Below are 26,076 nucleotides of genomic sequence, written 5' to 3'. Positions count from 1 at the left end.
TGGTATGATCTAGGTAGAAAGGACGGCTGGTGCTGTGGTGAAAAAGCGGTTCCATTTTTCCCTGCAAACAAAAATAATGGGGCTGATTGCGGCTCTGCTGGTCTTTGTCATTGGTGTGCTGACCATTACGTTAGCCGTTCAGCATACACAGGGAGAACGGAGACAGGCAGAGCAGCTGGCGGTTCAAACGGCGAGAACCATTTCCTATATGCCGCCGGTTAAAGAGCTCATTGAGAGAAAAGGCGGACATGCGGCTGAGACGCAAGAGGTCATTGAACAAATGAAAGAACAGACTGGCGCGTTTGCCATTTATGTTTTGGACGAAAAAGGAGACATTCGCAGCGCCTCTGGAAAAAGCGGATTAAAGAAACTGGAGCGCAGCAGAGAAATTTTGTTTGGTGGTTCGCATGTTTCTGAAACAAAAGCGGATGGACGAAGAGTGATCAGAGGAAGCGCGCCGATCATAAAAGAACAGAAGGGATACAGCCAAGTGATCGGCAGCGTGTCTGTTGATTTTCTACAAACGGAGACAGAGCAAAGCATCAAAAAGCATTTGAGAAATTTGAGTGTGATTGCTGTGCTTGTACTGCTGCTCGGATTTATTGGCGCCGCCGTGCTGGCGAAAAGCATCAGAAAGGATACGCTTGGGCTTGAGCCGCATGAGATCGCGGCTCTATATCGTGAGAGAAACGCAATGCTTTTCGCGATTCGAGAAGGGATTATTGCCACCAATCGTGAAGGCGTCGTCACCATGATGAACGTATCGGCGGCCGAGATGCTGAAGCTGCCCGAGCCTGTGATCCATCTTCCTATAGATGACGTCATGCCGGGAGCAGGGCTGATGTCTGTGCTTGAACAAGGAGAAATGCTGCCGAACCAGGAGGTAAGCGTCAACGATCAAGTGTTTATTATCAATACGAAAGTGATGAATCAAGGCGGGCAGGTGTATGGGATTGTCGTCAGCTTCAGGGAGAAAACAGAGCTGAAGAAGCTGATCGACACATTGACAGAGGTTCGCAAATATTCAGAGGATCTCAGGGCGCAGACTCATGAATTTTCAAATAAGCTTTATGCGATTTTAGGGCTGCTTGAGCTTGGGGAGTATGATGAAGCCATTGATCTGATTAAAGAGGAATATGCGATGCAAAATGAACAGCATGATCTTTTATTCCATAACATCCATTCGCAGCAGGTGCAGGCCATTTTGTTAGGGAAAATAAGCAAGGCATCGGAAAAGAAGGTCAAGCTGGTGATTGATGAGAACAGCTCACTCGCGCCTCTTCCTGCGCATATCGGCTTGTCCCATCTTATTACGATTATTGGCAATTTAATTGATAACGCTTTCGAAGCTGTAGCGGAGCAAAGCGTGAAGGAAGTTTTGTTTTTTATCACGGATATGGGCCATGACATTGTCATTGAAGTATCAGACACAGGGCCCGGTGTGCCGCCAGAGAAAATAGAAGCTGTGTTTGAGAGAGGCTATTCTTCAAAGGGGATGAGGAGAGGCTACGGTCTGGCCAATGTGAAAGACTCAGTGCGTGAACTGGGCGGCTGGATCGAACTGGCGAATCAAAAAACTGGCGGGGCGGTATTCACTGTGTTTATACCGAAGGAGAAACAAAGGGGGAATCCATTTGATTCACATCGCGATTGCGGAGGATGATTTTCGAGTTGCGCAAATCCATGAGAGATTGATTAAACAGCTTGATGGATTCAAGATTATCGGCAAGGCGGCTAACGCAAAAGAGACATTGGCGCTTTTGAAGGAACACAAGGTTGATTTGCTTCTGCTGGATATTTATATGCCGGACGAGCTTGGGACCGCGTTGATTCCTGATATACGAAGCCGATTTCCTGAAGTGGACATTATGATTATCACAGCGGCAACAGAAACCCGGCATTTGCAGGAAGCGCTAAGAGCAGGAATTGCCCACTATTTGATCAAACCCGTAACGGCTGACAAGTTCAGGCAGGTGCTGCTTCAGTATAAAGAAAAAAGGAAGCTGCTCATGTCTCAGCCGGAGGTCAGCCAATCCATGATCGACCATATTTTTGGGAACAGTGTGAAGACAGCTTTGCCGGCAGAGGATTTGCCGACTGGCATTAATTCGATTACACTGCGAAAAATTAAGGAAGCGCTTCAGACTGCGTCAGAAGGATTGACAGCGGAGGAACTTGGGGAAAAAATGGGGGCGTCACGAACAACTGCCCGCCGTTATGCCGAGTATCTTGTGTCAAAGGAAGAAGCAAGAGCCGAGCTTGAATACGGGATTATCGGCAGGCCGGAGAGAAAATATTATTTGGCGGCGGATTAGATATGAAAAAATCTATAATCCTATTGATTTTACTATTGATCTTTATGCAGGGTGATATCAGGCAGGCGGCTGCGCCGCGCCTGCCGGACGGGCCGATAGAAATTGTTGTCCCTGCCGAACCTTCTGGCGGCTGGGATGTCACAGCGCAGGCGATCCAATCAGTTTTGAGGCAGAAGCAGATCGTGAAGGGAGATGTTCATATCGTCTATAAATCCGGCGGCGGGGGAGAGAAAGGCTGGAAATATGTCAACAAAAGCAGCAAACAAACCATCAGCATGACGTCCAGCCTAATATTGAGCAATGATCTTCTCGGGCAAAGTAAATTAAAAATGTCCGATTTTACGCCGCTCGCCATTCTCTCCAAGGAATGGCAGACGGTTGCATTGCCAAAAGGATCAGCGTTAACAAATGGCAAGGATGTGCTGAATGAGATCAACATGCATCCCGGCAAGGTGAGAATCGGCTTTGCCCCGGGGTTTGGCAATGATGATCAGCTCTCGTTCGTCAGAGCGGCAGATATGTACGGCATTGACCCGTTTGACATTCAATTCTCACAGTATGACAGCAGCGAACAGCTCATTCAGGCGCTGATCAGACATGAGATAGAAGCGGCTTCCATGACACTTTCTGAAGCGAAACCATATGAACGAAACGGCGATATCACGTTAGCCGCTGTAACGTCTGATAAAAGACTTCCCGGTTTTCCAAATGTACCGACGTGGAAGGAGCAGGGAATCCCGTTTGTTTTTTCTCATTGGAGAGGGATTTTGGGCCCGAAAAATATGTCTGAGGAAGAGATTTCTTACTGGGATCAAGCGCTAAAGAAGGTCACCTCCTCACCTGAATGGAAGCGGAAAATAAACGAACAGGACTGGGAAAGCTTTTATTTGAACAGCAGGGAAACGAAACGGTTTTTAGAAGAGCAATCTGCTTTTTATCAAAGCATCATGACAGGAAATTAAGATCCCGGCATCCCGGGATTTTTTTCATGCCGAAAATTGATCAAAAAGAACAAAACGGTTTTAAAAAATTAAAAATACAAAAAAACCAAATTATTTACTTGCGGTTGGTTTTCCCATACGATGGCAAAAAGGCAAGACAAAAAGGGGAGTAAGGGAGAAAAAAATGTAAGCGGATTCATTTAAGGGGGAATGGATGTGTTAGCAATCTTAGGCTTTCTCATGATGCTTGTGTTTATGGCATTGATCATGACAAAACGGCTTTCTGTTTTAACAGCATTAGTTTTGACGCCGATTGTGTTTGCGCTTATCGCCGGATTTGGATTTACTGAAGTTGGGGACATGATGATTTCGGGGATTCAGCAAGTCGCGCCGACTGCGGTCATGATTATGTTTGCGATCTTATATTTTGGAATTATGATTGATACAGGCCTGTTTGATCCAATGGTTGGCAAAATTTTAAGCATGGTCAAAGGAGACCCTTTAAAAATTGTTGTCGGGACAGCGGTTCTTACAATGCTCGTCGCCTTGGACGGAGATGGCTCGACAACGTACATGATTACGACAAGCGCCATGCTTCCGCTCTATTTGCTGCTAGGCATCCGGCCAATTATCCTGGCGGGAATCGCGGGAGTCGGCATGGGAATCATGAACACAATTCCATGGGGCGGTGCGACGCCGAGGGCGGCGAGTGCGCTGGGGGTTGATCCAGCTGAGCTTACAGGGCCGATGATTCCTGTCATTGCAAGCGGGATGCTTTGTATGGTGGCGGTTGCGTATGTGCTTGGAAAAGCGGAACGAAAGCGCCTTGGTGTGATTGAACTGAAACAGCCAGCCAATGCCAATGAACCGGCGGCAGCGGTTGAAGATGAGTGGAAGCGGCCGAAGCTTTGGTGGTTCAATTTATTGTTAACGCTTTCTTTAATAGGATGTTTAGTATCGGGTAAAGTTAGTTTAACCGTACTGTTTGTCATTGCGTTTTGTATTGCGCTGATTGTGAATTATCCCAATCTCGAGCATCAGAGACAGCGCATCGCGGCGCATTCCAGCAACGTGCTGGCTATCGGTTCAATGATTTTTGCCGCGGGGGTGTTCACGGGGATTTTGACAGGCACGAAAATGGTTGATGAAATGGCGATCTCGCTCGTGTCCATGATACCGGAACAAATGGGCGGATTGATCCCAGCGATTGTTGCCTTAACAAGCGGTATTTTCACATTTTTGATGCCGAATGACGCGTATTTCTACGGGGTGCTGCCGATTTTATCAGAAACAGCTGTCGCATACGGTGTGGATAAAGTGGAAATTGCCAGAGCCTCTATTATCGGCCAGCCGATTCATATGCTGAGTCCGCTTGTGCCATCCACTCATTTGCTTGTCGGACTCGTCGGAGTTTCTATTGATGACCATCAAAAATTCGCATTGAAATGGGCGGTTCTCGCAGTGATCGTCATGACGGCTATCGCTCTATTGATCGGTGCGATCTCTATTTCCGTATGATAATTCAGGCGTAATGACACACACTAACGGCATATAACATTCCGGAGGTGTCATTATGAGTGATCCTTATATGCCGCTGACTTCAGTCAGAAGCGGAACGGGGTTCGAAGCGGCAAAAGGGGTGCACGGCCTGACTGTGCAAATTGCGAATGTCTATTTTATTCAGCTGCCTTCTGAACCTCACTCATTTGTTTTAATTGATGCCGGCATGCCTCAATCAGCCGGCATGATTGTCAATGAAGCCAAACAAAGATTCGGTGAAGGGTTTCAGCTGAAGGCGATTATCCTCACACACGGGCACTTTGACCATATTGGGGCAATCGAAGAGATCCTTGAGCATTGGGATGTGCCTGTTTATGTCCATTCTCGGGAAATGCCCTATGTAACAGGTAAAGAAGATTATCCTCCGGCTCGTCCTGACAGCAAGAGCGGGCTGGTCGCCAAGCTGTCGCCGCTGTTTCCGCGGCACTCCATCGATATTTCCTCACATGTCCAGGCACTGCCGGAAGACGGTTCAGTCCCTTTTCTTGACGAGTGGATGTGGATTGCGACACCAGGACACACGCCGGGCTATATTTCGTTATTCCGCGATGACGGCCGCGTGCTTGTGGCAGGTGATGCTGTTATTACAGTGGAACAGGAGAAAATGGCTGACGTCTTGATACAAAAACAGGAGCTTCACGGTCCGCCGGCTTATTTCACGCCTGACACAGAGACGGCCGCTGAGTCCATTCTGAAGCTGGCCGGTCTTGAACCGGAAGCGTTATTGACAGGGCACGGCATACCGATGACCGGCAAAAACTTTCGAAGTGACTTAACTGAATTGGCAAATCGGTTATCGTCTATTTGACACCCGCACCACGCGGGTGTTTTTTATTGTTTTCCAGGAAGTTGCAGAAAAATCATTTGTCTTGCCGCTTAAAAACGATACAATGAAAAGCATGAAGTGATGTGAAGGGGAGAGTTTGTTGGAAGAAAAAGAAATACTCTGGAACGAAGCGAAAGCGTTTATTGCCGCATGCTATCAGGAATTGGGAAAGGAGGAGGAAGTGAAAGACCGTCTCGAGGACATTAAAAGTGAAATTGACCTGACCGGGAGCTATGTACATACGAAGGAAGAGCTAGAGCACGGAGCGAAAATGGCTTGGAGAAACAGCAACCGCTGCATCGGCAGATTGTTCTGGAATTCGCTGAATGTTATTGACAGACGAGACGTCCGGACGAAGGAGGAAGTGCGTGACGCCCTCTTTCACCATATTGAAACCGCCACCAATAACGGCAAAATCAGACCGACCATTACGATTTTCCCTCCGGAAGAGAAGGGTGAAAAGCAAGTCGAGATCTGGAATCATCAGCTGATCCGGTACGCTGGATATGAGTCAGACGGAGAAAGAATCGGCGACCCGGCTTCCTGTTCCCTGACAGCAGCCTGCGAAGAGCTCGGCTGGCGCGGAGAGCGAACGGATTTTGACCTGCTGCCGCTCATTTTTCGCATGAAAGGCGACGAACAGCCTGTCTGGTATGAGCTGCCGCGTTCACTTGTGATCGAGGTTCCAATCATACATCCGGACATCGAGGCGTTTGCTGATTTGGAGCTGAAGTGGTACGGCGTGCCTATCATCTCTGATATGAAGCTTGAGGTCGGGGGCATTCATTATAATGCCGCGCCATTTAACGGCTGGTATATGGGCACGGAGATCGGAGCGAGAAACCTCGCAGATGAAAAGCGGTACGACAAGCTGAAAAAAGTAGCGTCCGTGATCGGCATCGCCGCTGATTACAATACGGATTTATGGAAGGATCAAGCGCTAGTTGAATTGAATAAAGCTGTGCTGCACTCGTATAAAAAGCAGGGTGTCAGCATCGTTGACCATCATACAGCGGCAAGCCAGTTTAAACGGTTTGAAGAACAGGAGGAAGAAGCGGGCAGAAAGCTGACGGGAGACTGGACGTGGCTGATTCCGCCAATTTCACCCGCTGCCACTCATATCTTCCACCGCTCCTATGATAACTCAATCGTTAAGCCGAACTATTTTTATCAAGATAAGCCTTATGAGTAAACAATAGAAAATCGATGATGGCCTTCAAGGCTGCGGGATTCAGTCACAGAGATGTCGGTAACCTTTGAGAAAGGGCTTCCGTTCTTTACAGCCTCAACAAACGATTGCAGGGCGTTTTCCGGACCCTCTGCCAAAATCTCGACACGCCCGTCATCACGGTTTTTGACCCAGCCGGCCAGTTTTCGCTTATCAGCTTCCATTTGAACAAAATAGCGAAAGCCCACACCTTGAACCCGGCCGTTTACAATGATTCGGTATTGAAGCATGTAAAAACCACCTTTTCTTTTTATGATAATCAATCATTTTACAACCTGTAAAGGGGATGTGTTTGTATGAAACCAGAGCGCTATTCAGTTCTTTCTCTTAATCTGGGAAAACCGCAGACGCTTGAATATGACGGAAAGAAAATCGAAACCGGCATCATGAAGCGGCCGGCTGAATCAGCCGTCATGCTGTATCGGGAGAATTTTGAAGGAGACGGACAGGCGGACCTCGTCAACCACGGCGGACCTGATAAGGCTGTCTGTGTCTACCCGGCGGAGCATTATCCGTTTTGGGAAGAGTTCCTCTCAAGACCGCTGTCAAATGCCGCATTTGGAGAAAATCTGACGGTCGCGGGCCTGACTGAGGAGAATGTTTGCATCGGGGATGTGTTCAGGCTTGATGAAGCTGTTGTTCAGGTCAGCCAGCCGCGCCAGCCGTGTGTAAAGCTGGCGAAAAAGTTTGGTGTAAAAGAAATGGTGCTGAAGGTCCAGCAAACCGGCTATACAGGGTTTTATTTTCGCGTGCTGGAGGAGGGCAGGGTGTCTCCCGGCGCGAACCTTGAATTGCTGTCCAGAGGAGAGAAGGGCATCTCCGTCCAGTTCGCCAACCGCATCAACTACCATGATGCAAAAAATCTCACCGCCATAGAACTGATTTTAAGTGAGGCTGCACTATCGGAAAGCTGGAGAGCGTCCTTTATGAAAAAGAAGGACAGGCTGCTGCCGGTTGAATAGAAAAAAGCCGCGCATATCAACGTGCGCGGCTTTGCCATATTTAAGATTGTTTTTTCTTTGTTTCAAGCAGGTTGGCAAGAAAATAGGTTTTATAGCTTTGAAGCTTTCTTCCCTCATGGTGCGTGATCCCCTGCTTTTTTAGTTCTGCCACATACCAGCCTTTACTGCCGTAATGCATGTCAGAAAACTCCTTTCCCTATCTGATTTCGAAACGATTGGCATTGTAACATCTATAAAAAGATGCTGAAAAGAGATGCGGGGAAAACTGAGCCTTTCGCACTAGATGTACGAATGTTCTTCTGTATGTATATGCGGAGCAAAAGCCGAATATGATTTAATGGCCGGTTAGTTTGATCATGACAACGCCAAATGTCATAATGGCGAAAACAATGCCGATATATGTGAGCATCCCGTTTTTTTTCTTAACGCCGTAATGATGCCTTCAATGAAAAAAATGATGCCGAAAATAATAAACCACATGCAGATAAAGGCTCCTTTCACAGACATAATAGTAGTGTAGCATATCTGAAAGAGCCGGGCTGTGACAATATCAAGAAAGCCGGGCGCATATCGCCCGGCTCATGTTTTATTGTTTATCAACCAATTTGACCAGAAGCTGTGCCAAATGTTCTTTCTCACCTTCGTCCGCAACGCTCCAAAGCTCTTGCAGCAGCATTTCTTCACCGTTTTGCGGCTCTTCATGCTTTGCGAGGTAGTCTCCCAGAATCGCAGCGCTTTTCACAAGCTTGCCGTCATCCAATCCCAGCTTTTTGCCTCGGTTGACTTGTTTTTTCAGGTAGCCTTTAAATTCCTCAAAGTCTTTTAAAATGTCTTCTTTTATTGTGCCATGCATCGCGTTTATTTCGTTTTCAATTTGGATTTTTTCTTGATCTCTGTGCATTGCAAGACCTCCTCGTGCAGAATAATGATGCTTTACCTGCTATTGGAGGAGGTTAAACCTGCCGGAAGCCCGGAATGTGTTTTACAGTTTCGTCAGGATAATCGGTTCATCTTTTGTGATGACGATCGTGTGTTCAACTTGGGCAACCATGCTTTTATCCGGCGTCTTGAACGTCCAGCCGTCTCCAGCTTCAACAATCGTTTCTGCTTTCGTTGAAATAAACGGTTCAAGCGCGATGACTGTGCCATTTTTGAACAGTGCGTTATCAAACGGATCATAATAGTTCATGATGTGATTCGGCGCTTCATGCAGGCTTCGGCCGATTCCGTGGCCGGTCAGGGTTTTGATGACGGTAAAGCCTTGAGAGCGTGCTTCATGATAAACGGCTCTTCCGATCTGGTTTTGGCGCTTGCCCGCTTTTGCCTGCTGAAGCCCCTTTTGAAAAGCGTTTTCCGCGCATTGGCAAAGCTTATGAAGGCGTTCTTCTCCTTCACCGAGCACAAATGAGATGCCTGTGTCGGAATAGAAGCCGCCAAATTCAGCGGAGATGTCGATGTTGACAAGGTCCCCTGCTTTTAAAATTTTGGATGTGCTTGGTATGCCGTGAGCCACTTCATCATTTACGCTGATGCATGTCACGCCTGGAAAATCGTATTCCTTCTCAGGAGCTGAAACGGCGCCGTGCTCATCAAGCACAGCTTTTCCGATAAGGTCAAGGTCTTTTGTGCTCATGCCGGGCTCTGCCTTCCGCTTCATTTCTTCACGCGCAAGCGCGACGATTCTTCCGATTTTTTTCAGGCCTTCTAATTCTTGATCGTTTGTTACAATCATCTGTCATTCCCGCTTTCTTTTTAAATAATCTAGATTAAGCTTACCACAACTGTCTTAAAAATAGGAAACACACGGGCCTGGGAAAAAAGAAATACCCCCGGGAAAATTGGTATAGATCACTAGATATCTTATATGGTATATTTGAAAAAAAAGGGTATGAGGGGGATGGGTATGCTTTCATTTTTACAAAAACTCGGGAAGTCATTTATGCTCCCGATTGCGGTTCTGCCTGCGGTTGGAATTATCCTTGCGCTTGGCAGAGAGGATGTATTTAATATCCCGTTTGTCTATCAGGCGGGGACGGCGGTTTTTGATCATCTGCCGCTTATTTTTGCGATCGGAATTGCCATCGGCATTTCAAAAGACAGCAATGGGGCCGCGGGTTTATCAGGGGCGATATCGTATCTGATGCTTGACGCGGCTACAAAGACAATTGATAAAACAAATAACATGGCGGTGTTTGGGGGAATTATTGCCGGTTTAATTGCCGGTTACACCTATAACCGCTTCAAGGATACCAAGCTGCCTGAATATCTCGGATTTTTCAGTGGCAGACGGCTTGTGCCGATTATAACAGCCATTATTACGATCATTTTAGCGGGCATATTCGGAGTCGTCTGGCCGCCGATTCAATCTTGTATCAACTCGTTTGGAGAGTGGATGCTCGGGCTCGGCGGCATCGGGGCAGGCATATTCGGCCTTTTCAACAGGCTGTTAATTCCGCTTGGCCTTCACCATGTACTGAACAATATTTTCTGGTTCCAATTTGGAGAATATAACGGAGTGACAGGGGATCTGGCGCGCTTTTTCGCGAAAGATCCGACAGCGGGCACATATATGACGGGATTCTTCCCAATCATGATGTTCGGTCTTCCGGCGGCGTGTCTGGCTATGGTTGTGACTGCGAAGCCGTCTAAACGGAAAGCGACGGCTGGGATGATGATTGGGTTTGCTTTAACGGCGTTTATCACAGGGATTACGGAGCCGATTGAGTTTGCATTTATGTTTTTATCTCCGCTTTTATACGCTGTTCACGCGGTCTTAACCGGGTTATCTTTATTTATCGTCAACTGGCTCGGCATCCGCTCAGGCTTCTCTTTTTCAGCCGGAGCTATCGATTATGTGCTCAGCTATGGAATCGCGGAAAAACCGCTGCTTCTGCTTTTGGTAGGTATATGCTATGCAGCGGTATACTTTATCGTGTTTTATGTACTGATTAAGGCTTTGAATTTAAAAACGCCTGGACGGGAAGACGATGATGTGGATGAAGTGCTGGATGAAAATACTGTTCAGGATGTAAATGAAAACATCATGCTGAAAGGGCTCGGCGGAAAAGAAAACCTTCAAACCATTGATCATTGCGCCACAAGGCTGCGACTGACTGTGAAGGATACCGCTTTGGTGGATGAAGCGCTGCTAAAGAAAGCAGGCGCAAAAGGGGTTGTCAAATCGGGCGGGCAATCGGTTCAAGTCATTATTGGCCCGAATGTGGAATTTGCAGCTGAGGAATTGAGGGCTGCTGTCAAATAAAAAAGCGGAGAGGGCAACCTCTCCGCTTTTTCTTATTTATCTTCGTTATCCTTTGACGTTTCGGAAGAATCTTCGTCATGTTTTGTGTAATCATAATCAGAAGGATTCACCTTCTTAAAACCTTTCGGCTCGTAGAACCGCAGCAGGTCTCCGTTTATGATTTTATCGGACATTTCAAGTTCCTTCTTGACGAGCGAGTCTTCTGACTTGTCGACTTCGGATTCATCGAGTTCTTTTCCGGTTTTCGTGTCGTAATACTTACCGGATATTTTCGTGTACTTCGGTGAAATAAAGTCTCCGTTGCGGAACGGAATCACTTCACGGTGTTCTTTCGATAAAATATCAGAACCGGACATCAGATAGTCCTTCGTATCCACTCCGAGCAGATGCAGAATGGTAGGAGCCACATCAACGTCTCCGGCATATTTATGAACTTTCTCGCCCTTCACGCCGGCAGCGTGGATAAAGAGCGGCACCCGTTGAAGCTGGGCATTGTCGTAATCAGTGATTTCATCCTTGCCAAGCACTTTCGCCATCGCTTTATTGTGGTTTTCAGAGATGCCGTAGTGGTCTCCGTACATCACAATAATCGATTTATCATATAACCCGTCTTTTTTCAGGTCATTGAAGAATTGTTCAATGGACTGATCAAGGTAATGGGCTGACTGGAAGTAGTTATCGACGACAGAGTCACCAAAGTCTCCAGCCGGGAAGTCTGTATCTCCCTCATCCATTCCGAATGGGAAGTGGTTGGACAGGGTAATGAACTTCGTATAGAACGGCTGCGGCAGGCTTTCCAGCAGCGGCATTGATTCTTTGAAGAACGGTTTGTCTTTCATGCCGTAGTTTTTCGTGTTTTCTTCGTTCATGTCATAGTAGGCAGAATCAAAGAATTTATCAATGCCTTCCGCTTTGTACATTTCGTTACGGTTCCAGAACGTCTGCGTGTTCCCGTGGAAAGTAGCAGATGTGTAATTCTTAGACTTCAGAATCGCCGGAACGGATTGCAGCGTGTTTTGCGCTTTGTTTACGAAAACTGAACCTTGAGCCAGCGGGTACAGAGAGTTTTCCATCATAAATTCAGCATCAGATGTTTTGCCTTGTCCCGTTTGGTGGAAAAAGTTATCAAAGTAGAACGTTTCGTTATCATGTGCCAGTTTATTTAAGAACGGTGTCACTTCTTTGCCGTCAATTTTATAGTCGATGATAAATGACTGCAAAGATTCAAGTGAAACGTAAATGACGTTTTTTCCTTCCGCTTTGCCGAAATACACGTTATTCGGCACATCGTAATTGGCTTTCATGTAGTTTTCTACTTCCGTCACGTCGCTGGAATCGGCAAGCGCGCGCTGGCTGTTGGACTTGATATTCTGTACAGCGTCATAAATCGTGAAATTGTATGTTCCCAAGTATTTCACAAGATAGTTCCGGTCGAATGATCTTGTCAGCAATTCAGGACGGTCTGATTCCGCAACTGCCAGGTTGATCAAGAACACAAGAATTGAAGACGCAAAAATAATTCGGAACGATTTTTTGCTTGACGTTTCGGCAGGCTTGTTTACTTTGATCGCCAAGATGATCAGGATGATCGTATCGATAAAGTAAAAGGCGTCAGTCGGTCTCATCAGCGAAAATGCGCTGTCACCGAGTTGGCCGCCGTTTGTTTTAGCCTGCATAATGACCGGAATTGTAATAAAATCATTGAAAAATCTGTAGTACACAATGTTGGCGTACAGTAAAAAAGACATTAAAAAATGAATCACTATAATGGCTGTCTGCTGTAATTTTTTCTTGAACAAGAGTCCAAAGCCAAGAAAGAACAAGCTTGAGCTAAGAGGATTCACAAAAAGCAATATTTTTTGTATCGTGTTGTCTATTCCTAAGTTGAAGTTCAGGACATAACTGACATACGTTTTGATCCATAACAGGACGACCGCGATTAAGAAGAAGGCCAGTCCTCTTTCTTTTATAAATGTTTTCATTGTTACACTCCTTTTTTCCGATCCAGTTCGAGCGAAACGATAGAAAAAACGAACGTATCCAATATAACACGAATCAGCAGATTAGAAAAGTGAAAATCGTATGATGGAGAAAGTGGCGAAAAACGCCGTCGAATCAACGTTTCGCTTTGATATTACCAAATGTAAAACAAGGTATCTTTCTAGAAATAGAGGAATAAAATGGTACATTGGGAATTGTATGATAAAATATAAGGTATAGATAAAAAGAGGTGAAATGATGGATTTTTCCCATATTGTGTCTGAAGATAAAATTAAGCGCGCCATCAAAGACGGGGACTTTCAAAACCTCCCGGGAATGGGGAAGCCGCTGCCGAAGGATGACGCGGCACACTTGCCGGAATCGCTGCGCATGGGCTATCGTATTTTGAAAAACGCGGGAATGGCAGAGGACGAGGGCGCGCTCAAAAAAGAGCTTATGACCATCGACCATTTAATCGAAAAGTGCTATGACGAAAAAGAACGCGAGCAATTAATCAGAAAAAAATCTGAAAAGCAATTGCTGCTTGATAAGCTTGTCGACAAAAAAGGCATGTTTTCAAAGCCAGCATCCGCTTTTTATAAGAATAAAGTATATGACCGGCTTGGACGAAACAGACCTTCTTCCAGCTGATTTGTCTTGTCTGCAGGGTGGCGATTGATAAAAGCCATCCTTTTTATGTTCCATATTCTATGTCAAAAGGTTTATGTTTTTCCATCTATGGGAAATGATTCATAAACGAAAAAAGGGTGATGGGATGGAACGACTATTAGTATGGATAGAGTATATATCTGATTGGCTGTGGGGTCCGCCGCTAATCATCCTGCTGACGGGGACGGGGTTGTATTTCACTATTTTGCTGAAAGGTTTTCAATTTCGCTATCCTTTATACATTTTCAAACAGACAATCGGCAGCGTAGGAAAAAAACCGAAGGGAGAGGGCACAGTCACACCGCTTCAGGCATTGACCTCAGCCCTCAGTTCAACGATCGGTGCAGCGAACATTGTCGGTGTGCCTGCCGCTATTATGTTTGGAGGGCCGGGAGCGGTTTTTTGGATGTGGCTGATTGCCTTATTTGCCATGGCGATTAAGTTTTCTGAGAGTGTTCTTGCTGTTCATTACAGAGAAAAAAATGAGCAGGGTGAATACGTCGGGGGACCGATGTATTACATAACAAAAGGGCTGCGCATGAAATGGCTCGGCGTATTCTTCTCTGTTGCGCTGATTGTGGAGCTGATCCCCAGCATTATGGTTCAGGGAAATTCGGTTTCAGTCTCGCTTGCTGAGACGTTTTCTTTCAATAAAATATACTCAGGAATCGGAATTGCGTTTTTGATCGGCTTAGTGGTGATAGGAGGGGTAAAGCGGATCGGAAAAGTAACAGAGTTTGTCGTACCTCTTATGGCAGGGGCATACGCGGGAGCCGGTCTCCTGATTGTTCTCATGAATCTATCATCAGTGCCGGCGTTTTTCTCTCTCGTTTTTTCAAATGCGTTTACCTCTTCTTCAGCAGTTGGAGGGTTCGCAGGTGCTGCGTTGGCGGAAACCGTTCGCTGGGGATTTGCCCGCGGGCTTTATTCTAATGAAGCCGGAATGGGAACAGCCCCGATTGCACATGCGGCAGCAATGACTGATCATCCTGTGCGGCAAGGGTTTTGGTCTGTGATCGGCATTGTCATTGACACCTTGATCATCTGCACGACCACCGCTTTTGTCGTTCTTGCATCTGGTGTCTGGACAGGGAAGAACGCCTCAATTGACCCGGCAGCACTGACGACGGCTGCATTTCAGCATTATTTCGGTTCTGGCGGAGGGTACTTCGTTTCGGTTTCCCTAGTCTTCTTTGTCGTATCAACCATTATGGTTGTCATTTTTTACGGCGTAAAGCAAGCTGAATTTCTGTTCGGGCGGCTGGCAGGACACGTGATTAAATTCGTTTATTTAGCGGCTATTATCATAGGTGCCGCAGGCGGAGCAAAAGCCATTTGGGGTTTTTTGGACTTAGCATTGGCTTTTATTCTCGTTCCAAATGTGATTGCGCTGTTGTTATTGAGCAGAAAGGTAAAAGCGCTGTACACCGAATTCTTTACATCTGAACAGTACTACCTGAAAGATATAAGGAAAACAAAACAGAATCCTGTTTATCAAACAAAAGAAGCTAAAAACTCCTAGTGCTTTGCTTTGGCGCCGAACAACGCTTTGCTTTTTATGATCAAATAAATGAGTAAAGGCAGCAAAATAGAAATCACTACATTAATGATTGGTTTGATTCTGTTAAAGTCGAAGCTGATTTGTATGTAAGAAGAACCAAAAGCTGCCGGTTGGTGTATACATGGCTTTCGGGTCGTTTTTTGAGTGTAAGAGCGATAGGCTGTACCACGATACTTCACTATAATGACGGAAATCCAAAAGGCCGTGATGATCAGGCCTGAACGATCCAAGATACAATCATCACCATGGGGCAGACACAATTTCCGCATCAGTACTGTCCCAATAACAAGAGCGCCGAGGATGCCGACCGTCTGACCAACGGTTTTCGGCAGGCGCACTCCCTTTTCACGGAGAGCCTCAGCTGTTTGGCGGGGAAAGAAATCGGCTAGCGGGCAGACGCCGCGGTGAACATTATACCCTGAGGCTTTCAGTGAAGCCCTCTCTCGATCCTTTGATGGTCGATTCTGTTATTAACTTTTCAAAGTTTCTTCATAAACAATAAATCCGCACAGCCCGTTTCCAAAGTCAAATTGTCTAAATACGATGTCTGAGCAGCCTTCTGTTAATAAGGTCAGATTATCGAGGTTTTCCTTCAAATTGGGAGAGATCGGTCTGTCCTGATTGTCTTCAAGCTCTTTGATGAGCTGAAGCGCTTTGTCGCGTTTATTCATAGAGACTCACCCTGCTTTTTAATGTCACAATAAGTGCTTGTGACTTTTAGGGTAACCTTGTCTGTTTCATATATTCCAGACTAGGATGAAAGCGCTATAAAAAAGTGTTGACTACATGTATATACAGGAATACAATATGATTATAAGTTGTATATACAAGTTATAAAAACGGATACGGAGGGGTTGGCATGGGGGAACTGAACAAATCGGCACGTCAGATTGTCGAAGCAGTCGGCGGTGCTGAAAATATTGCAGCGGCAACTCATTGTGTTACACGTTTGCGTTTTGCTTTAATAGATGAAAGCAAGGTTGACCAAGAGATGCTTGATCAAATTGATGCGGTAAAGGGATCATTCTCGACAAACGGACAGTTTCAGGTCGTAATCGGCCAGGGAACTGTCAACAAAGTATATGCTGAACTGGTTAAGGAAACGGGGATTGGCGAGTCAACAAAGGATGAAGTGAAGAAGGCCTCAGAAAAAAATATGAATCCTTTGCAGCGTACTGTGAAAACGCTTGCAGACATTTTTATTCCAATATTGCCTGCGATTGTCACGGCGGGTCTTTTAATGGGGATCAATAACATTTTAACGGCGGAAGGCATTTTCTTCAGCACAAAATCGATTGTGCAGGTTTATCCGCAGTGGGCGGATCTTGCTAATATGATTAACCTGATTGCAGGCACGGCCTTTACGTTTTTGCCTGCGTTAATCGGATGGTCTGCCGTCAAGCGGTTCGGCGGCAATCCGCTTCTCGGCATTGTGCTCGGAGTTATGCTCGTGCATCCTGATTTGCTGAATGCGTGGGGATATGGCGCGGCAGAACAAAGCGGAGAGATCCCGGTATGGAATCTATTCGGCCTAGAGGTGCAGAAAGTCGGCTATCAGGGCCAGGTACTCCCAATTTTGCTTGCTTCTTATATGCTGGCGAAGATTGAGGTATTTTTAACAAAACGCACACCTGAGGGCATACAGCTGCTCGTTGTCGCACCAATTACGCTTCTCTTAACAGGATTTGCCTCTTTTATCATTATCGGCCCGATTACATTTGCGATCGGTAATGTACTGACTTCAGGGCTTATCTCGGTGTTTGGTTCTTTTGCCGCACTGGGCGGTCTGTTATATGGCGGTTTCTACTCAGCGCTCGTGATTACCGGTATGCATCACACGTTTCTTGCAGTCGACCTGCAGCTCATCGGTTCAAAGCTCGGCGGCACCTTTTTATGGCCGATGCTGGCGCTTTCTAATATCGCACAAGGTTCGGCCGCTCTAGCCATGATGTTTATCGTGAAGGATGAGAAACAAAAAGGCCTCTCCCTCACATCAGGGATTTCTGCTTATCTTGGCATTACAGAGCCTGCCATCTTTGGGGTGAATCTGCGATACAGATTCCCGTTTATCATTGCAATGGTCAGCTCTGGCCTGGCCGGAATGTATATTTCTTCTCAAGGTGTGCTGGCAAGCTCCGTCGGTGTCGGCGGCGTGCCGGGGATTTTCTCAATCATGAGCCAGTACTGGGGCGCGTTTGCAATCGGGATGGCTATTGTATTGATCGTGCCGTTTGCCGGAACATACGCGTATGCGAGATTCAAACATAAATAACAAATGGGGAGCGGGACGTGTTGAACGTTCCCTTTTCCCGTTTTCAATTTAAATATGGTGGTGGAAACAGATGAAAACAGAACAAACGCCATGGTGGAAAAAAGCTGTGGTTTATCAAATTTATCCGAAAAGCTTTAACGATACGACAGGAAACGGTGTCGGCGATCTGAACGGCATTATTGAAAAGCTTGATTACTTAAAAACACTTCAGGTGGATGTGCTTTGGCTGACGCCGATTTATGATTCTCCGCAGCATGATAATGGGTACGATATTCGTGATTATTACTCGATTTATCCTGAATACGGAACGATGGAGGATTTTGAGCGGCTAGTGTCCGAAGCACATAAAAGAGACCTGAAAGTCGTCATGGATCTTGTTGTCAATCATACGTCAACAGAGCACAAATGGTTTCGCGAGGCGATCTCTTCAATAGACAGCCCGTACCGTGATTTTTATATATGGAAAGACCCACAGGAAAACGGTTCTGTTCCGACGAACTGGGAATCGAAATTCGGCGGCTCGGCATGGGAGCTTGACGAAGCATCAGGCCAATACTATTTGCATCTGTTTGATGTGACACAGGCTGATTTGAATTGGGAAAATGAAGAGGTCAGAAAGCATGTCTATGACATGATGCATTTTTGGTTTGAAAAGGGAATAGACGGCTTTAGGCTTGATGTCATCAACCTGATTTCTAAAGATCAGCGCTTTCCGAATGCGGAGGAAGGCGACGGCCGCTCTTTTTACACTGATGGGCCGCGGGTGCACGAATTTCTGCATGAAATGAACGAAAAGGTGTTTTCGCATTACGACAGCATGACGGTCGGTGAGATGTCTTCAACAACCGTAGACCACTGTATCCGGTATACGAATCCTGACAATAAAGAACTTGATATGACATTCAGCTTCCATCATCTCAAGGTTGACTATCCTAACGGCGAAAAATGGGCCTTGGCGCCGTTTGATTTTTTGAAGCTGAAGGAGATCCTATCTGACTGGCAAACGGGGATGCACGCAGGAGGAGGATGGAACGCTCTGTTCTGGTGCAATCATGATCAGCCGCGCGTTGTATCAAGATATGGAGATGATGGCGCATATAGGGTGAAATCGGCGAAAATGCTTGCTACGGCCATTCATTTGATGCAGGGCACGCCTTATATTTATCAGGGCGAGGAGCTGGGGATGACGAATCCGAAGTTCACTGACATAAGCTCCTATCGGGATGTCGAATCGCTGAACATGTATCACGCCTTTAAGGAAAAAGGAATGGCTGATCAAGATATTACAGCCATTTTACAGGCGAAATCCCGTGACAATTCCAGAACCCCCGTTCAGTGGGATGCTACGGAAAATGGCGGTTTTACAACGGGCACACCATGGATACCGGTTGCAGGAAATTACCGGGAAATCAATGCTGAAGCGGCGCTGAGGGATCAGAATTCGGTGTTTTACCATTATCAAAAATTGATTCAGATTCGCAAAATGTATGACATTGTGACAGAGGGTACGTATGAGATAATTGCAAAGGATGACCCGAACATTTTTGCGTATCTTAGACACGGCAGCAATGAAAAGCTGCTCGTGATCAATAATTTTTACGGGACAGAGGCGGCCTTTACACTGCCGGACTCTTTAGCGCCTGACGAATGGAAGGCAGAGGTGCTGTTGACGAACGATGAAGCAAGGGAAGGGCTTCAGAACATGACGCTTCGCCCGTATGAGTCCATTGTTTATCGTTTAATGAAACCGTGTTAAACTAAGCTGGGTGGTCCATAATGAAGGTGAATAAATTCATCACAATTTATAAAGACATCGCACAGCAAATTGAAGGCGGCCGATGGAAAGCGGAGGAGATTCTTCCGTCTGAACATGAGTTGACCGCACAGTACGGTACATCAAGAGAAACGGTCCGAAAGGCGCTTCATATGCTCGCGCAAAACGGTTATATCCAGAAAATCAGGGGAAAAGGCTCCGTCGTGCTCAATCGTGAAAAAATGCAGTTTCCCGTTTCGGGCCTTGTCAGCTTCAAGGAGCTCGCGCAAACGCTTGGCAAAGAAACGAAAACAACTGTACACAAATTCGGGCTGGAGCCTCCGTCAGAGCTGATCCAAAAACAGCTCCGGGCCAATCTGGATGACGACATCTGGGAAGTCATCAGGTCTAGAAAGATTGACGGGGAACATGTGATTTTGGACAAGGATTACTTTTTCAGAAAGCATGTCCCTCACCTGACGAAAGAAATTTGTGAAAACTCCATATATGAATATATAGAAGGAGAGCTCGGTCTTTCGATCAGTTACGCCCAAAAAGAAATTGTCGCCGAGCCGTGTACGGACGAGGACAGAGAGCTGCTCGATTTACGCGGCTATGACCATATGGTCGTGGTGAGAAACTACGTCTTTTTGGAGGATACCAGTTTGTTTCAATATACGGAAAGCAGACACCGTCTCGACAAATTCCGATTTGTTGATTTTGCGCGGCGGGGGAAATGAGAGAGGCGCCTGCCTGCGGCAGCGCGCTTTTTTGTTTGGTATCAAAATTGATACTATCCAACAAAAATGTGCGTACTTTTACTTTTTATCATAATGGCTACAATAGAGATGAGAGTAACCTAAAGGAGAGGTGTTTTACATGGCAGATCTAAAGAAACAAATTCTGGATGCATACAATTTCAGGCATGCGACTAAGGAATTTGACCCGAATAAAAAAGTGTCAGACAGCGATTTTGAATTTATTTTAGAAACAGGAAGACTGTCTCCGAGCTCACTCGGCCTTGAGCCTTGGAAATTTGTCGTCGTCCAAAATCCGGAGTTCCGCGAGAAGCTTCGTGAATACACATGGGGCGCGCAAAAGCAGCTGCCGACCGCAAGCCATTTCGTCCTGATTCTTGCGCGTACAGCGAAGGATATCAAATATAATGCGGACTACATCAAACGTCATTTAAAAGAAGTAAAACAAATGCCTCAAGACGTGTACGAAGGCTATTTAAGCAAAACAGAAGAATTCCAGAAAAACGATTTGCATTTGCTTGAAAGTGACAGAACATTGTTTGACTGGGCATCAAAACAAACCTATATCGCGCTTGGCAACATGATGACTGCCGCTGCGCAAATCGGTGTTGATTCCTGCCCGATCGAAGGCTTCCAGTACGATCACATTCACCGTATTCTTGAAGAAGAAGGCCTTCTGGAAAACGGAAGCTTTGATATTTCTGTGATGGTGGCATTCGGCTACCGTGTGAGAGACCCTCGTCCGAAAACAAGATCTGCTGTTGAAGATGTTGTGAAATGGGTGTAAATAAAGAAAGCTGCTCGCTTAGCGAGCAGCTCTTTTTTATGCTTGATTTGCTTTACTCTGTTTTCTTCTTTGATACAAGTACAATGCCGTTCCGAGTGCACTGATCAGAAATCCAGCCAAAAGGATGGAGTACATGGATGTGGCTGTGTCCGGAAGCAAGCCGCCAGCCGGGCCGTCAGTGCCTGATCCGCTTGATCCGTTTCCTCCAGAGCCGTTTGTCGGATCAGTGCCGGGAGGTGTATGATTTCCTCCGTTTCCGTCAGTCGGCTGTTTTCCGCCCGGTTTGTCAGAGCCTCCTCCATTGCTGCCGTCATCACCGCCTGTCGGCTGATCGGACGGAAATGCCGGCGGTTTGTTGTTGGAACCGGAATTTAAAATCGTGTATTCGCTGAAGTGGTTTGTGTAACCTGTAACGATATCATCTTCCACCGATCCGTTTTCTGTCTTTGTGAAAGCTTTCTTTTTCCGATCGACATGGTAAATGGCCGGATTATGAGCTTCTTCAATGTCAAACATGCGAAGCGAAAGCTGAACGGGCTCTTTGAATGATTTTATTTCTTTTCCTTTTTGCCTCACTGTAAAGTCATACACATCTGCAAGTGAGACATCAAATTCTCCCGTTGACGTAATTCCGATTGAGGTATCCGTGGTTTTGAGGTTCGCCATTGGCAGTTTCATGCTGTACCAGTAGTTGAACACCGTCAATGAAGAATCTGATTTTCTTTCTTTCAATAGTTTGATCTGGTCTTTTTTCACTTTAAGATTGATAGGCTTCTCTTGAGAGCCTTCATGTGTTCCATAATAGACAAAAGGCGTGTTGGCATTTTTAGCGTAAATCGCAAATTTGTCTTCATCAAGTGTCCAGCTGCCGTCTTTCTGCTTAGTCGGCAGGAATACTTCCTTGATGCGTCCTTCAATTTTAGGAGAGACCTTGTTTCCTAGTTTTTTCAGCTGTTCGGTGAAAATTTCATAATCAACGTAGCCAAGGTCTTCACCATGGGACGCTTCAGTAAAGACAGAATATCCGTCTCCTCCGGCACCGACAAAATTATTCGTTGCCACGCGGTAGGTATCATCCGTATGTAGATCAACTTTGTCTCCGTTAGGCAATTCAATTTTCACTTCTAACACACGGTGTCCAGGTTCGTTGTTTAATGTAAAGGTATATTCAATTCCGGCCACCTGAGGGAAAGCGCCGCCTCCGTTTTCCACATTGCTTAAGCCTTGTTCAAGGGCTTCTTTAATTTGTTTTCCGGTTAAGTCGGCCACGTAAAGCGTATTGCCGAACGGCATCACGTTCAGCACCTCGCCGAGTGTAATATCGCCTTTGTCAATGCCGGCTCTGATGCCGCCGCCATTTGTTATCGCTATTCTGGCACCGGCTGCTTCTTTCGCTTTTGCCAGCATACCGTCCGCAATGAAGTTTCCGAGATTTGTTTCCTTCGTGCGCACATGCTCACGCTGGCCGTCAAGCGCCACATCCGTATAGCCGACTTTTTCATTTTTCACGTCTTCTAATTCACTTTTGAACTGATCGAGCTCTTGTTTGGCTTCTGCATTTTCTTCTGTATGCTCATCAATTGGCAGCACGCTCAGATTTGATTTGTCTGTTTGCACAACGCCATTTTCATCAAACGCGACATCAACGCGCCCCAAGAATTGACCGTATTCTTTTGCCTGCGCCACGATCGTCGGCTCTTCATTGTTTACGACTTCCATTTTATCTACGAGGGTGTGGGTGTGTCCGCCGATGATCAGGTCAATGCCTTTTACTTTTTTCGCCAGCTCAAGGTCACGGTTATGACCGATATGGGTCAAAGCGATAATTTTATTTACTTTTTCATCTTCCTGTATCGTTTTGACTGTGTTTTGTGCGGTTTCAAACGCATCATGAAAGACGATGCTTTTGCCCGGGCTCGATGTGGTGGCTGTATCTTCCGTTGTCAGTCCGAATACGGCGACTTTCTCACCGTCAACGTCTAACAGAATGTAAGGGTGGATGCCGGGCGCCTTCTTTTCACCCGCCCTAAAGGTTTGCGGCTTTTTGACATAGGATGACAGCTTAGGCTCATTTGACACATCCACGTTTGCGCTGACGACCGGAAATTCAGGCGCTTCAAAGCGGTAGCGGTTGGCCGGATCGACGGTTGTGCTGTTTCCGCTGAGAAAATCAGAAAGCACTGCCGGGCCTTTATCAAATTCATGGTTTCCGAAGGTCATGGCGTCATAGCCCATCATGTTCATCATTTTCAGATCAGCTAAACCGTTCCATTTTGTAAAATACAGGTCGCCGGAAAATACATCTCCCGCATCAAGGAGAATGTTGTGATTTGTTTCGCTGCGTACTTCGTTGATTTTCGTCATTCGTCTTGCTGCATCATCGAGATGTGCGTGCGTATCATTGGTGTGCATGACGGTCAGGTCCCACAGTCCGTCTTTAGGAGGATCTGGATTTGAATCATCATCGAATTGCAGCTTATACACACCATAGCCTTCATTCGCAGACTTGCCTACATAAGCGACGTCGTCTGCTTTATCGGCAAATGGCTTGGCCAAAAGCGAGGATTCAAACGTCAGATTCGTGCCGGAAACAGGCGCGATTGACCAGTTGTTGTCTGCCTTTGGATTGACTGTTTTTTGTTCAATAATGTAATCCATCAGCACCTGCCTGTTTTCAACCGCAGAGCCGTGGACAATTTTATCACTCGTCAGATGAGGGAACCCGCCGCCTCCTGACGCACGATAGTTATTGGTGACCACGAGAAATTCCTGGCTTGGGCTGATCGGCTTGCCTTCATAGGAAAGGTTGATGATCCGGGATGAATCCGCATTGATCACTTTTCCGTTCTCATTGTATTTAGCCGGTTTTGTCACATCGACCTGATATGTGACACCGTCAATCACGTCAAAATTATAGGAGCGGAAATTCTCGTTCAGCAAGGCCTGATCGCCGCCTTTGGCTGGATCAATTTGATTGAATTGGCCTGCTGACATCTCCAGCCAGTCCTTGACTTCGCTGCCTGTCAGTTTGACGATTTGAACAGTATTATCGTAAAGATACAAGTCACCGACATTTTTAATCGCAAGATCTCCGGCTGGAATGTTTGTATAGTAATTGGCTCCGTTTCTGCCGCCTGCTTTAAATGGTGCTCCAGCGGATAAAATCGGCAGGTCCTTGTACTCGGTATCCTTCATTTCTTTTTCGGCATACCATTTTTGCGCGTCAGTCACGATCTGAATGGAAGGATCATCTTTGACCTGTGCAAAGAAGCTGTTAATATCTGCTTCGGTTTTGCCGACTGGCTTTCGGACATACTCCAGTGTGTTTTGGTGTGTTTGCTGAATGGTGTTTGTAACGGTCTCGTTTCTTGATGTGACGTTGCCAGCAATAGATTCAATACTTCCTTTGGAATCTGCTACCTTCCATGAGCCGTCCGCCTTTTCAAGCTTGAGGTCAATCACGCCTAAATATTTACCCCAGCTGCTTGGCATGACGACAGGAATGCCGTTAATTGTTCCCTTTTCCACGTCGAATTGAGCAACACCCGCATACTCCGCGGAAGGAAAGAGTCCGTGCTGATGGCCCGAGATAATCGCGTCAATGCCTTTCGTTTTAGTGGCAAGGTCAAACACGGCGTTTTCTGCACCTGATGATTGTGACTGCTTTTCAATGCCGGTGTGGGCGAGGGCAATAATGACATCTGCGCCTTCCGCCTTCATTTTCGGGATCGTTTCATTGGCGGACTCTACGATATCCTGCACCTGAACCTGCCCCTCGAGATTCTTTTTGTCCCATGTCATGATTTGCGGCGGGACAAAGCCTATGTAACCGACTTTTACTTTCTGCTCATTACCGTTTTCATCAATGAGGTTTTTTTCATTAATCACATACGGCGTATAACGGTTTTTACCGCTAGTTGTTTTGACGTTGGCATTTACAATCGGGAAATCGGCTCCTTTGATTGTGCCGTCGAGAAAGTCGAGCCCGTAGTTGAATTCATGATTGCCAAGCGTTCCGGCGTCGTATTTCAGCGCATTCATGACGCTGATAATCGGATGGGTTTTCGTGCCGGAGATAATGTCGTCTTTTTGATATTTCACCGCGTATTCACCCAGCGGATTCCCTTGAATCAAGTCGCCGTTATCCACAAGCAGGGTGTTAGGGTTTTGCTCGCGGTGCTTTTGGATCAATTGCGCTGTTCTCGCCAGACCGAAATCCGCCGTTTCTTTGTCGCTGTAGTAATCGTAATCCATCATGTTGGCATGAATATCAGTCGTAGCCAAAATACTCAGATGCACCTGAGGAGCCGCACTTTCTTCTGCATGAATGGGTGGTGTTGGGAGGATTAGGCTAAGTATCATAATTGGGGGCAAAAGAATACGGAGAATGTTTTCGACGTGTGTTCGTCTTTTCTGTATTCTCACCAGTTCTCCACCTTTCAACGAAATTTGTGTTACAGCTCCTATTGTAAGAATATTTTGTAACTATTTGTAGGTGTTTCTTTATGATTATTGTAAAAGGGAGAAAAATGAGTATTATGTATCAGTATCAAGCGACAAATACTGGGTATTTATGCTTAACGTTTGTCACAATCGCGGAATGTTTATTTTAGTGTGGCTGGGGTAGAGTGTTTTATGTAGACATATAAAGCGGGAGGTTATGAATCATGGGGAAAAAAATTGCAGTTGTTTTAACAGATTATTTTGAGGACAGCGAGTACACTGAGCCTGCGAAAGCCTTTAAAGAAGCGGGACATGAACTGACTGTCATCGAAAAAGAAAAAGGAAAAACAGTAAAAGGCAAGCAGGGAAAAGCGGAAGTGACGGTTGACGCGTCCATTGACGACGTAAACCCTTCAGACTTTGATGCGCTTTTGATTCCCGGAGGATTTTCACCAGACCAGCTTCGCGCTGACGATCGTTTCGTCCAATTTACAAAAGCGTTTATGACTGACAAAAAACCGGTATTCGCCATTTGCCACGGCCCGCAGCTTTTAATCAATGCGAAAGCGCTCGACGGCCGAAAAGCGACGGGCTATACGTCCATTCGTGTTGACATGGAAAACGCCGGTGCCGACGTTGTGGACAAGGAAGTGGTTGTTTGCCAGGATCAATTGGTCACTAGCCGCACACCGGAAGATATACCGGCATTTAACCGCGAGTCATTGGCATTGCTTGAGAAATAAGAAAAAACGGACGCTC

General features: G+C 46.2%; 23 protein-coding genes and 3 pseudogenes. 17 read left to right on the top strand and 9 right to left on the bottom strand.

The window, feature by feature from the left end:
- Positions 1–34 precede the first annotated feature (34 nt).
- The 7 genes from yflR (at position 35) to nosA (ending at position 6,834) form a co-directional block, all read left to right on the top strand.
- Positions 35–1,663: a two-component sensor histidine kinase CitS gene (gene yflR / locus PUN35_RS10710; protein ID WP_014479150.1), complete on the top strand. Its 1,629-nt coding sequence runs from the start codon at positions 35–37 to the stop codon at positions 1,661–1,663.
- Complete coding sequence (citT, locus tag PUN35_RS10705) at positions 1,635–2,315, top strand: two-component response regulator CitT (protein ID WP_014479151.1); 681 nt, start codon at positions 1,635–1,637, stop codon at positions 2,313–2,315. Before yflR ends, citT begins: the two co-directional genes overlap by 29 nt.
- Positions 2,316–2,317: 2 nt before the next feature.
- Positions 2,318–3,277, top strand: a complete 960-nt coding sequence (locus PUN35_RS10700) for a tripartite tricarboxylate transporter substrate binding protein (RefSeq protein ID WP_014479152.1) — start codon at positions 2,318–2,320, stop codon at positions 3,275–3,277.
- Between the two features lie 26 nt (positions 3,278–3,303).
- Positions 3,304–3,429 carry a hypothetical protein gene (locus PUN35_RS10695; protein WP_003233716.1) on the top strand — a complete coding sequence of 42 codons (126 nt, stop codon included), beginning with the start codon at positions 3,304–3,306 and terminating at the stop codon, positions 3,427–3,429.
- Positions 3,430–3,472: 43 nt separating this feature from the next.
- Entirely contained in the window at positions 3,473–4,774 is a 1,302-nt protein-coding gene (gene citM, locus PUN35_RS10690; protein WP_003242978.1) for an Mg(2+)/citrate complex secondary transporter CitM, read from the top strand.
- A 55-nt stretch (positions 4,775–4,829) separates the two neighbouring features.
- Positions 4,830–5,624 (top strand): MBL fold metallo-hydrolase, encoded by a 795-nt coding sequence (locus PUN35_RS10685; protein WP_014479153.1) that lies wholly within the window; start codon positions 4,830–4,832, stop codon positions 5,622–5,624.
- Positions 5,625–5,742: 118 nt separating this feature from the next.
- Positions 5,743–6,834 (top strand): nitric oxide synthase, encoded by a 1,092-nt coding sequence (nosA, locus tag PUN35_RS10680; RefSeq protein ID WP_014479154.1) that lies wholly within the window; start codon positions 5,743–5,745, stop codon positions 6,832–6,834.
- Here the strand turns inward: nosA and PUN35_RS10675 are convergent.
- Complete coding sequence (locus PUN35_RS10675; protein ID WP_003233709.1) at positions 6,825–7,100, bottom strand: acylphosphatase; 276 nt, start codon at positions 7,098–7,100, stop codon at positions 6,825–6,827. The two genes, nosA and PUN35_RS10675, sit on opposite strands and share 10 nt — an antisense overlap.
- A 66-nt stretch (positions 7,101–7,166) precedes the next feature.
- On the opposite strand from PUN35_RS10675, the gene PUN35_RS10670 reads away from it, so the two are divergent.
- Positions 7,167–7,832, top strand: coding sequence for an MOSC domain-containing protein (locus PUN35_RS10670; RefSeq protein WP_014479155.1), 666 nt, complete (start codon positions 7,167–7,169; stop codon positions 7,830–7,832).
- 40 nt (positions 7,833–7,872) lie between these two features.
- Here PUN35_RS10670 and PUN35_RS10665 read toward each other — a convergent pair whose 3' ends face one another.
- The 4 genes and pseudogenes from PUN35_RS10665 to map all read right to left on the bottom strand — a co-directional run bounded on the left by PUN35_RS10665 (position 7,873) and on the right by map (position 9,564).
- Positions 7,873–8,010 (bottom strand): YflJ family protein, encoded by a 138-nt coding sequence (locus PUN35_RS10665; RefSeq protein WP_003239885.1) that lies wholly within the window; start codon positions 8,008–8,010, stop codon positions 7,873–7,875.
- A 156-nt stretch (positions 8,011–8,166) separates the two neighbouring features.
- Positions 8,167–8,312: pseudogene (locus PUN35_RS10660) on the bottom strand (hypothetical protein).
- A 106-nt stretch (positions 8,313–8,418) separates the two neighbouring features.
- On the bottom strand, positions 8,419–8,733 hold the full coding sequence (locus PUN35_RS10655) for a DUF3243 domain-containing protein (protein WP_014479157.1): 315 nt from the start codon (positions 8,731–8,733) through the stop codon (positions 8,419–8,421).
- Between the two features lie 81 nt (positions 8,734–8,814).
- A complete protein-coding gene (gene map / locus PUN35_RS10650; protein WP_003233698.1) occupies positions 8,815–9,564 on the bottom strand; it encodes a type I methionyl aminopeptidase in 750 nt (249 codons plus the stop codon).
- A 171-nt stretch (positions 9,565–9,735) separates the two neighbouring features.
- On the opposite strand from map, the gene nagE reads away from it, so the two are divergent.
- The gene (nagE, locus tag PUN35_RS10645) at positions 9,736–11,094 is read left to right on the top strand and encodes an N-acetylglucosamine-specific PTS transporter subunit IIBC (RefSeq protein WP_014479158.1); all 1,359 of its coding nucleotides are present in this window, start codon (positions 9,736–9,738) and stop codon (positions 11,092–11,094) included.
- Positions 11,095–11,126: 32 nt separating this feature from the next.
- On the opposite strand, the gene ltaS is transcribed toward nagE, so the two are convergent.
- The gene (ltaS, locus tag PUN35_RS10640) at positions 11,127–13,076 is read right to left on the bottom strand and encodes a lipoteichoic acid synthase (RefSeq protein WP_014479159.1); all 1,950 of its coding nucleotides are present in this window, start codon (positions 13,074–13,076) and stop codon (positions 11,127–11,129) included.
- A 100-nt stretch (positions 13,077–13,176) separates the two neighbouring features.
- On the opposite strand from ltaS, the gene PUN35_RS10635 reads away from it, so the two are divergent.
- The 3 genes from PUN35_RS10635 to PUN35_RS10625 all read left to right on the top strand — a co-directional run bounded on the left by PUN35_RS10635 (position 13,177) and on the right by PUN35_RS10625 (position 15,265).
- Complete coding sequence (locus PUN35_RS10635) at positions 13,177–13,314, top strand: hypothetical protein (protein ID WP_072592513.1); 138 nt, start codon at positions 13,177–13,179, stop codon at positions 13,312–13,314.
- An 18-nt stretch (positions 13,315–13,332) separates the two neighbouring features.
- Positions 13,333–13,725, top strand: coding sequence for a DnaJ family domain-containing protein (locus tag PUN35_RS10630; protein WP_003233692.1), 393 nt, complete (start codon positions 13,333–13,335; stop codon positions 13,723–13,725).
- A gap of 124 nt (positions 13,726–13,849) precedes the next feature.
- Positions 13,850–15,265, top strand: a complete 1,416-nt coding sequence (locus tag PUN35_RS10625; protein ID WP_033881273.1) for an alanine/glycine:cation symporter family protein — start codon at positions 13,850–13,852, stop codon at positions 15,263–15,265.
- On the opposite strand, the pseudogene PUN35_RS10620 reads toward PUN35_RS10625, so the two are convergent.
- Positions 15,262–15,534, bottom strand: a pseudogene (locus PUN35_RS10620) (spore gernimation protein); the annotation flags it as partial. The gene PUN35_RS10625 and the pseudogene PUN35_RS10620 overlap by 4 nt on opposite strands.
- A gap of 255 nt (positions 15,535–15,789) precedes the next feature.
- Positions 15,790–15,975 (bottom strand): annotated as a pseudogene (locus tag PUN35_RS10615) (spore germination protein); the annotation flags it as partial.
- 188 nt (positions 15,976–16,163) lie between these two features.
- On the opposite strand from PUN35_RS10615, the gene treP reads away from it, so the two are divergent.
- The 4 genes from treP (at position 16,164) to PUN35_RS10595 (ending at position 20,874) form a co-directional block, all read left to right on the top strand.
- Positions 16,164–17,576, top strand: a complete 1,413-nt coding sequence (gene treP, locus PUN35_RS10610) for a PTS system trehalose-specific EIIBC component (protein ID WP_014479163.1) — start codon at positions 16,164–16,166, stop codon at positions 17,574–17,576.
- 70 nt (positions 17,577–17,646) lie between these two features.
- Entirely contained in the window at positions 17,647–19,332 is a 1,686-nt protein-coding gene (gene treC / locus PUN35_RS10605) for an alpha,alpha-phosphotrehalase (protein WP_014479164.1), read from the top strand.
- 20 nt (positions 19,333–19,352) lie between these two features.
- Positions 19,353–20,069 (top strand): trehalose operon repressor, encoded by a 717-nt coding sequence (treR, locus tag PUN35_RS10600; protein ID WP_003233679.1) that lies wholly within the window; start codon positions 19,353–19,355, stop codon positions 20,067–20,069.
- A gap of 139 nt (positions 20,070–20,208) precedes the next feature.
- Positions 20,209–20,874, top strand: coding sequence for an NAD(P)H-dependent oxidoreductase (locus tag PUN35_RS10595; RefSeq protein ID WP_014476144.1), 666 nt, complete (start codon positions 20,209–20,211; stop codon positions 20,872–20,874).
- A 36-nt stretch (positions 20,875–20,910) separates the two neighbouring features.
- On the opposite strand, the gene PUN35_RS10590 is transcribed toward PUN35_RS10595, so the two are convergent.
- On the bottom strand, positions 20,911–25,299 hold the full coding sequence (locus tag PUN35_RS10590) for a multifunctional 2',3'-cyclic-nucleotide 2'-phosphodiesterase/3'-nucleotidase/5'-nucleotidase (RefSeq protein WP_072592514.1): 4,389 nt from the start codon (positions 25,297–25,299) through the stop codon (positions 20,911–20,913).
- Between the two features lie 242 nt (positions 25,300–25,541).
- Here PUN35_RS10590 and yfkM point away from each other — a divergent pair, with 242 nt between their 5' ends.
- Complete coding sequence (gene yfkM / locus PUN35_RS10585) at positions 25,542–26,060, top strand: general stress protein 18 (protein ID WP_014479166.1); 519 nt, start codon at positions 25,542–25,544, stop codon at positions 26,058–26,060.
- Positions 26,061–26,076: the final 16 nt, after the last annotated feature.

The organism is Bacillus sp. N3378-2at, assembly GCF_033412715.1.
GTDB classification, from domain to species: Bacteria; Bacillota; Bacilli; order Bacillales; family Bacillaceae; genus Bacillus; species Bacillus subtilis.
This window is presented reverse-complemented; position numbering and strand designations above follow the sequence as displayed.

Excerpts from the sequence above, each read along its gene's own strand:
- PUN35_RS10700 (WP_014479152.1), top strand. The coding sequence starts at position 2,318 with ATGAAAAAATCTATAATCCTATTGATTTTACTATTGATCTTTATGCAG.
- PUN35_RS10695 (WP_003233716.1), top strand. The coding sequence starts at position 3,304 with ATGCCGAAAATTGATCAAAAAGAACAAAACGGTTTTAAAAAATTAAAA.
- PUN35_RS10685 (WP_014479153.1), top strand. The coding sequence starts at position 4,830 with ATGAGTGATCCTTATATGCCGCTGACTTCAGTCAGAAGCGGAACGGGG.
- PUN35_RS10675 (WP_003233709.1), bottom strand. The coding sequence starts at position 7,100 with ATGCTTCAATACCGAATCATTGTAAACGGCCGGGTTCAAGGTGTGGGC.
- PUN35_RS10670 (WP_014479155.1), top strand. The coding sequence starts at position 7,167 with ATGAAACCAGAGCGCTATTCAGTTCTTTCTCTTAATCTGGGAAAACCG.
- PUN35_RS10665 (WP_003239885.1), bottom strand. The coding sequence starts at position 8,010 with ATGCATTACGGCAGTAAAGGCTGGTATGTGGCAGAACTAAAAAAGCAG.
- PUN35_RS10655 (WP_014479157.1), bottom strand. The coding sequence starts at position 8,733 with ATGCACAGAGATCAAGAAAAAATCCAAATTGAAAACGAAATAAACGCG.
- map (WP_003233698.1), bottom strand. The coding sequence starts at position 9,564 with ATGATTGTAACAAACGATCAAGAATTAGAAGGCCTGAAAAAAATCGGA.
- nagE (WP_014479158.1), top strand. The coding sequence starts at position 9,736 with ATGCTTTCATTTTTACAAAAACTCGGGAAGTCATTTATGCTCCCGATT.
- ltaS (WP_014479159.1), bottom strand. The coding sequence starts at position 13,076 with ATGAAAACATTTATAAAAGAAAGAGGACTGGCCTTCTTCTTAATCGCG.
- PUN35_RS10635 (WP_072592513.1), top strand. The coding sequence starts at position 13,177 with ATGATGGAGAAAGTGGCGAAAAACGCCGTCGAATCAACGTTTCGCTTT.
- PUN35_RS10630 (WP_003233692.1), top strand. The coding sequence starts at position 13,333 with ATGGATTTTTCCCATATTGTGTCTGAAGATAAAATTAAGCGCGCCATC.
- PUN35_RS10625 (WP_033881273.1), top strand. The coding sequence starts at position 13,850 with ATGGAACGACTATTAGTATGGATAGAGTATATATCTGATTGGCTGTGG.
- treP (WP_014479163.1), top strand. The coding sequence starts at position 16,164 with ATGGGGGAACTGAACAAATCGGCACGTCAGATTGTCGAAGCAGTCGGC.
- treC (WP_014479164.1), top strand. The coding sequence starts at position 17,647 with ATGAAAACAGAACAAACGCCATGGTGGAAAAAAGCTGTGGTTTATCAA.
- treR (WP_003233679.1), top strand. The coding sequence starts at position 19,353 with ATGAAGGTGAATAAATTCATCACAATTTATAAAGACATCGCACAGCAA.
- PUN35_RS10595 (WP_014476144.1), top strand. The coding sequence starts at position 20,209 with ATGGCAGATCTAAAGAAACAAATTCTGGATGCATACAATTTCAGGCAT.
- yfkM (WP_014479166.1), top strand. The coding sequence starts at position 25,542 with ATGGGGAAAAAAATTGCAGTTGTTTTAACAGATTATTTTGAGGACAGC.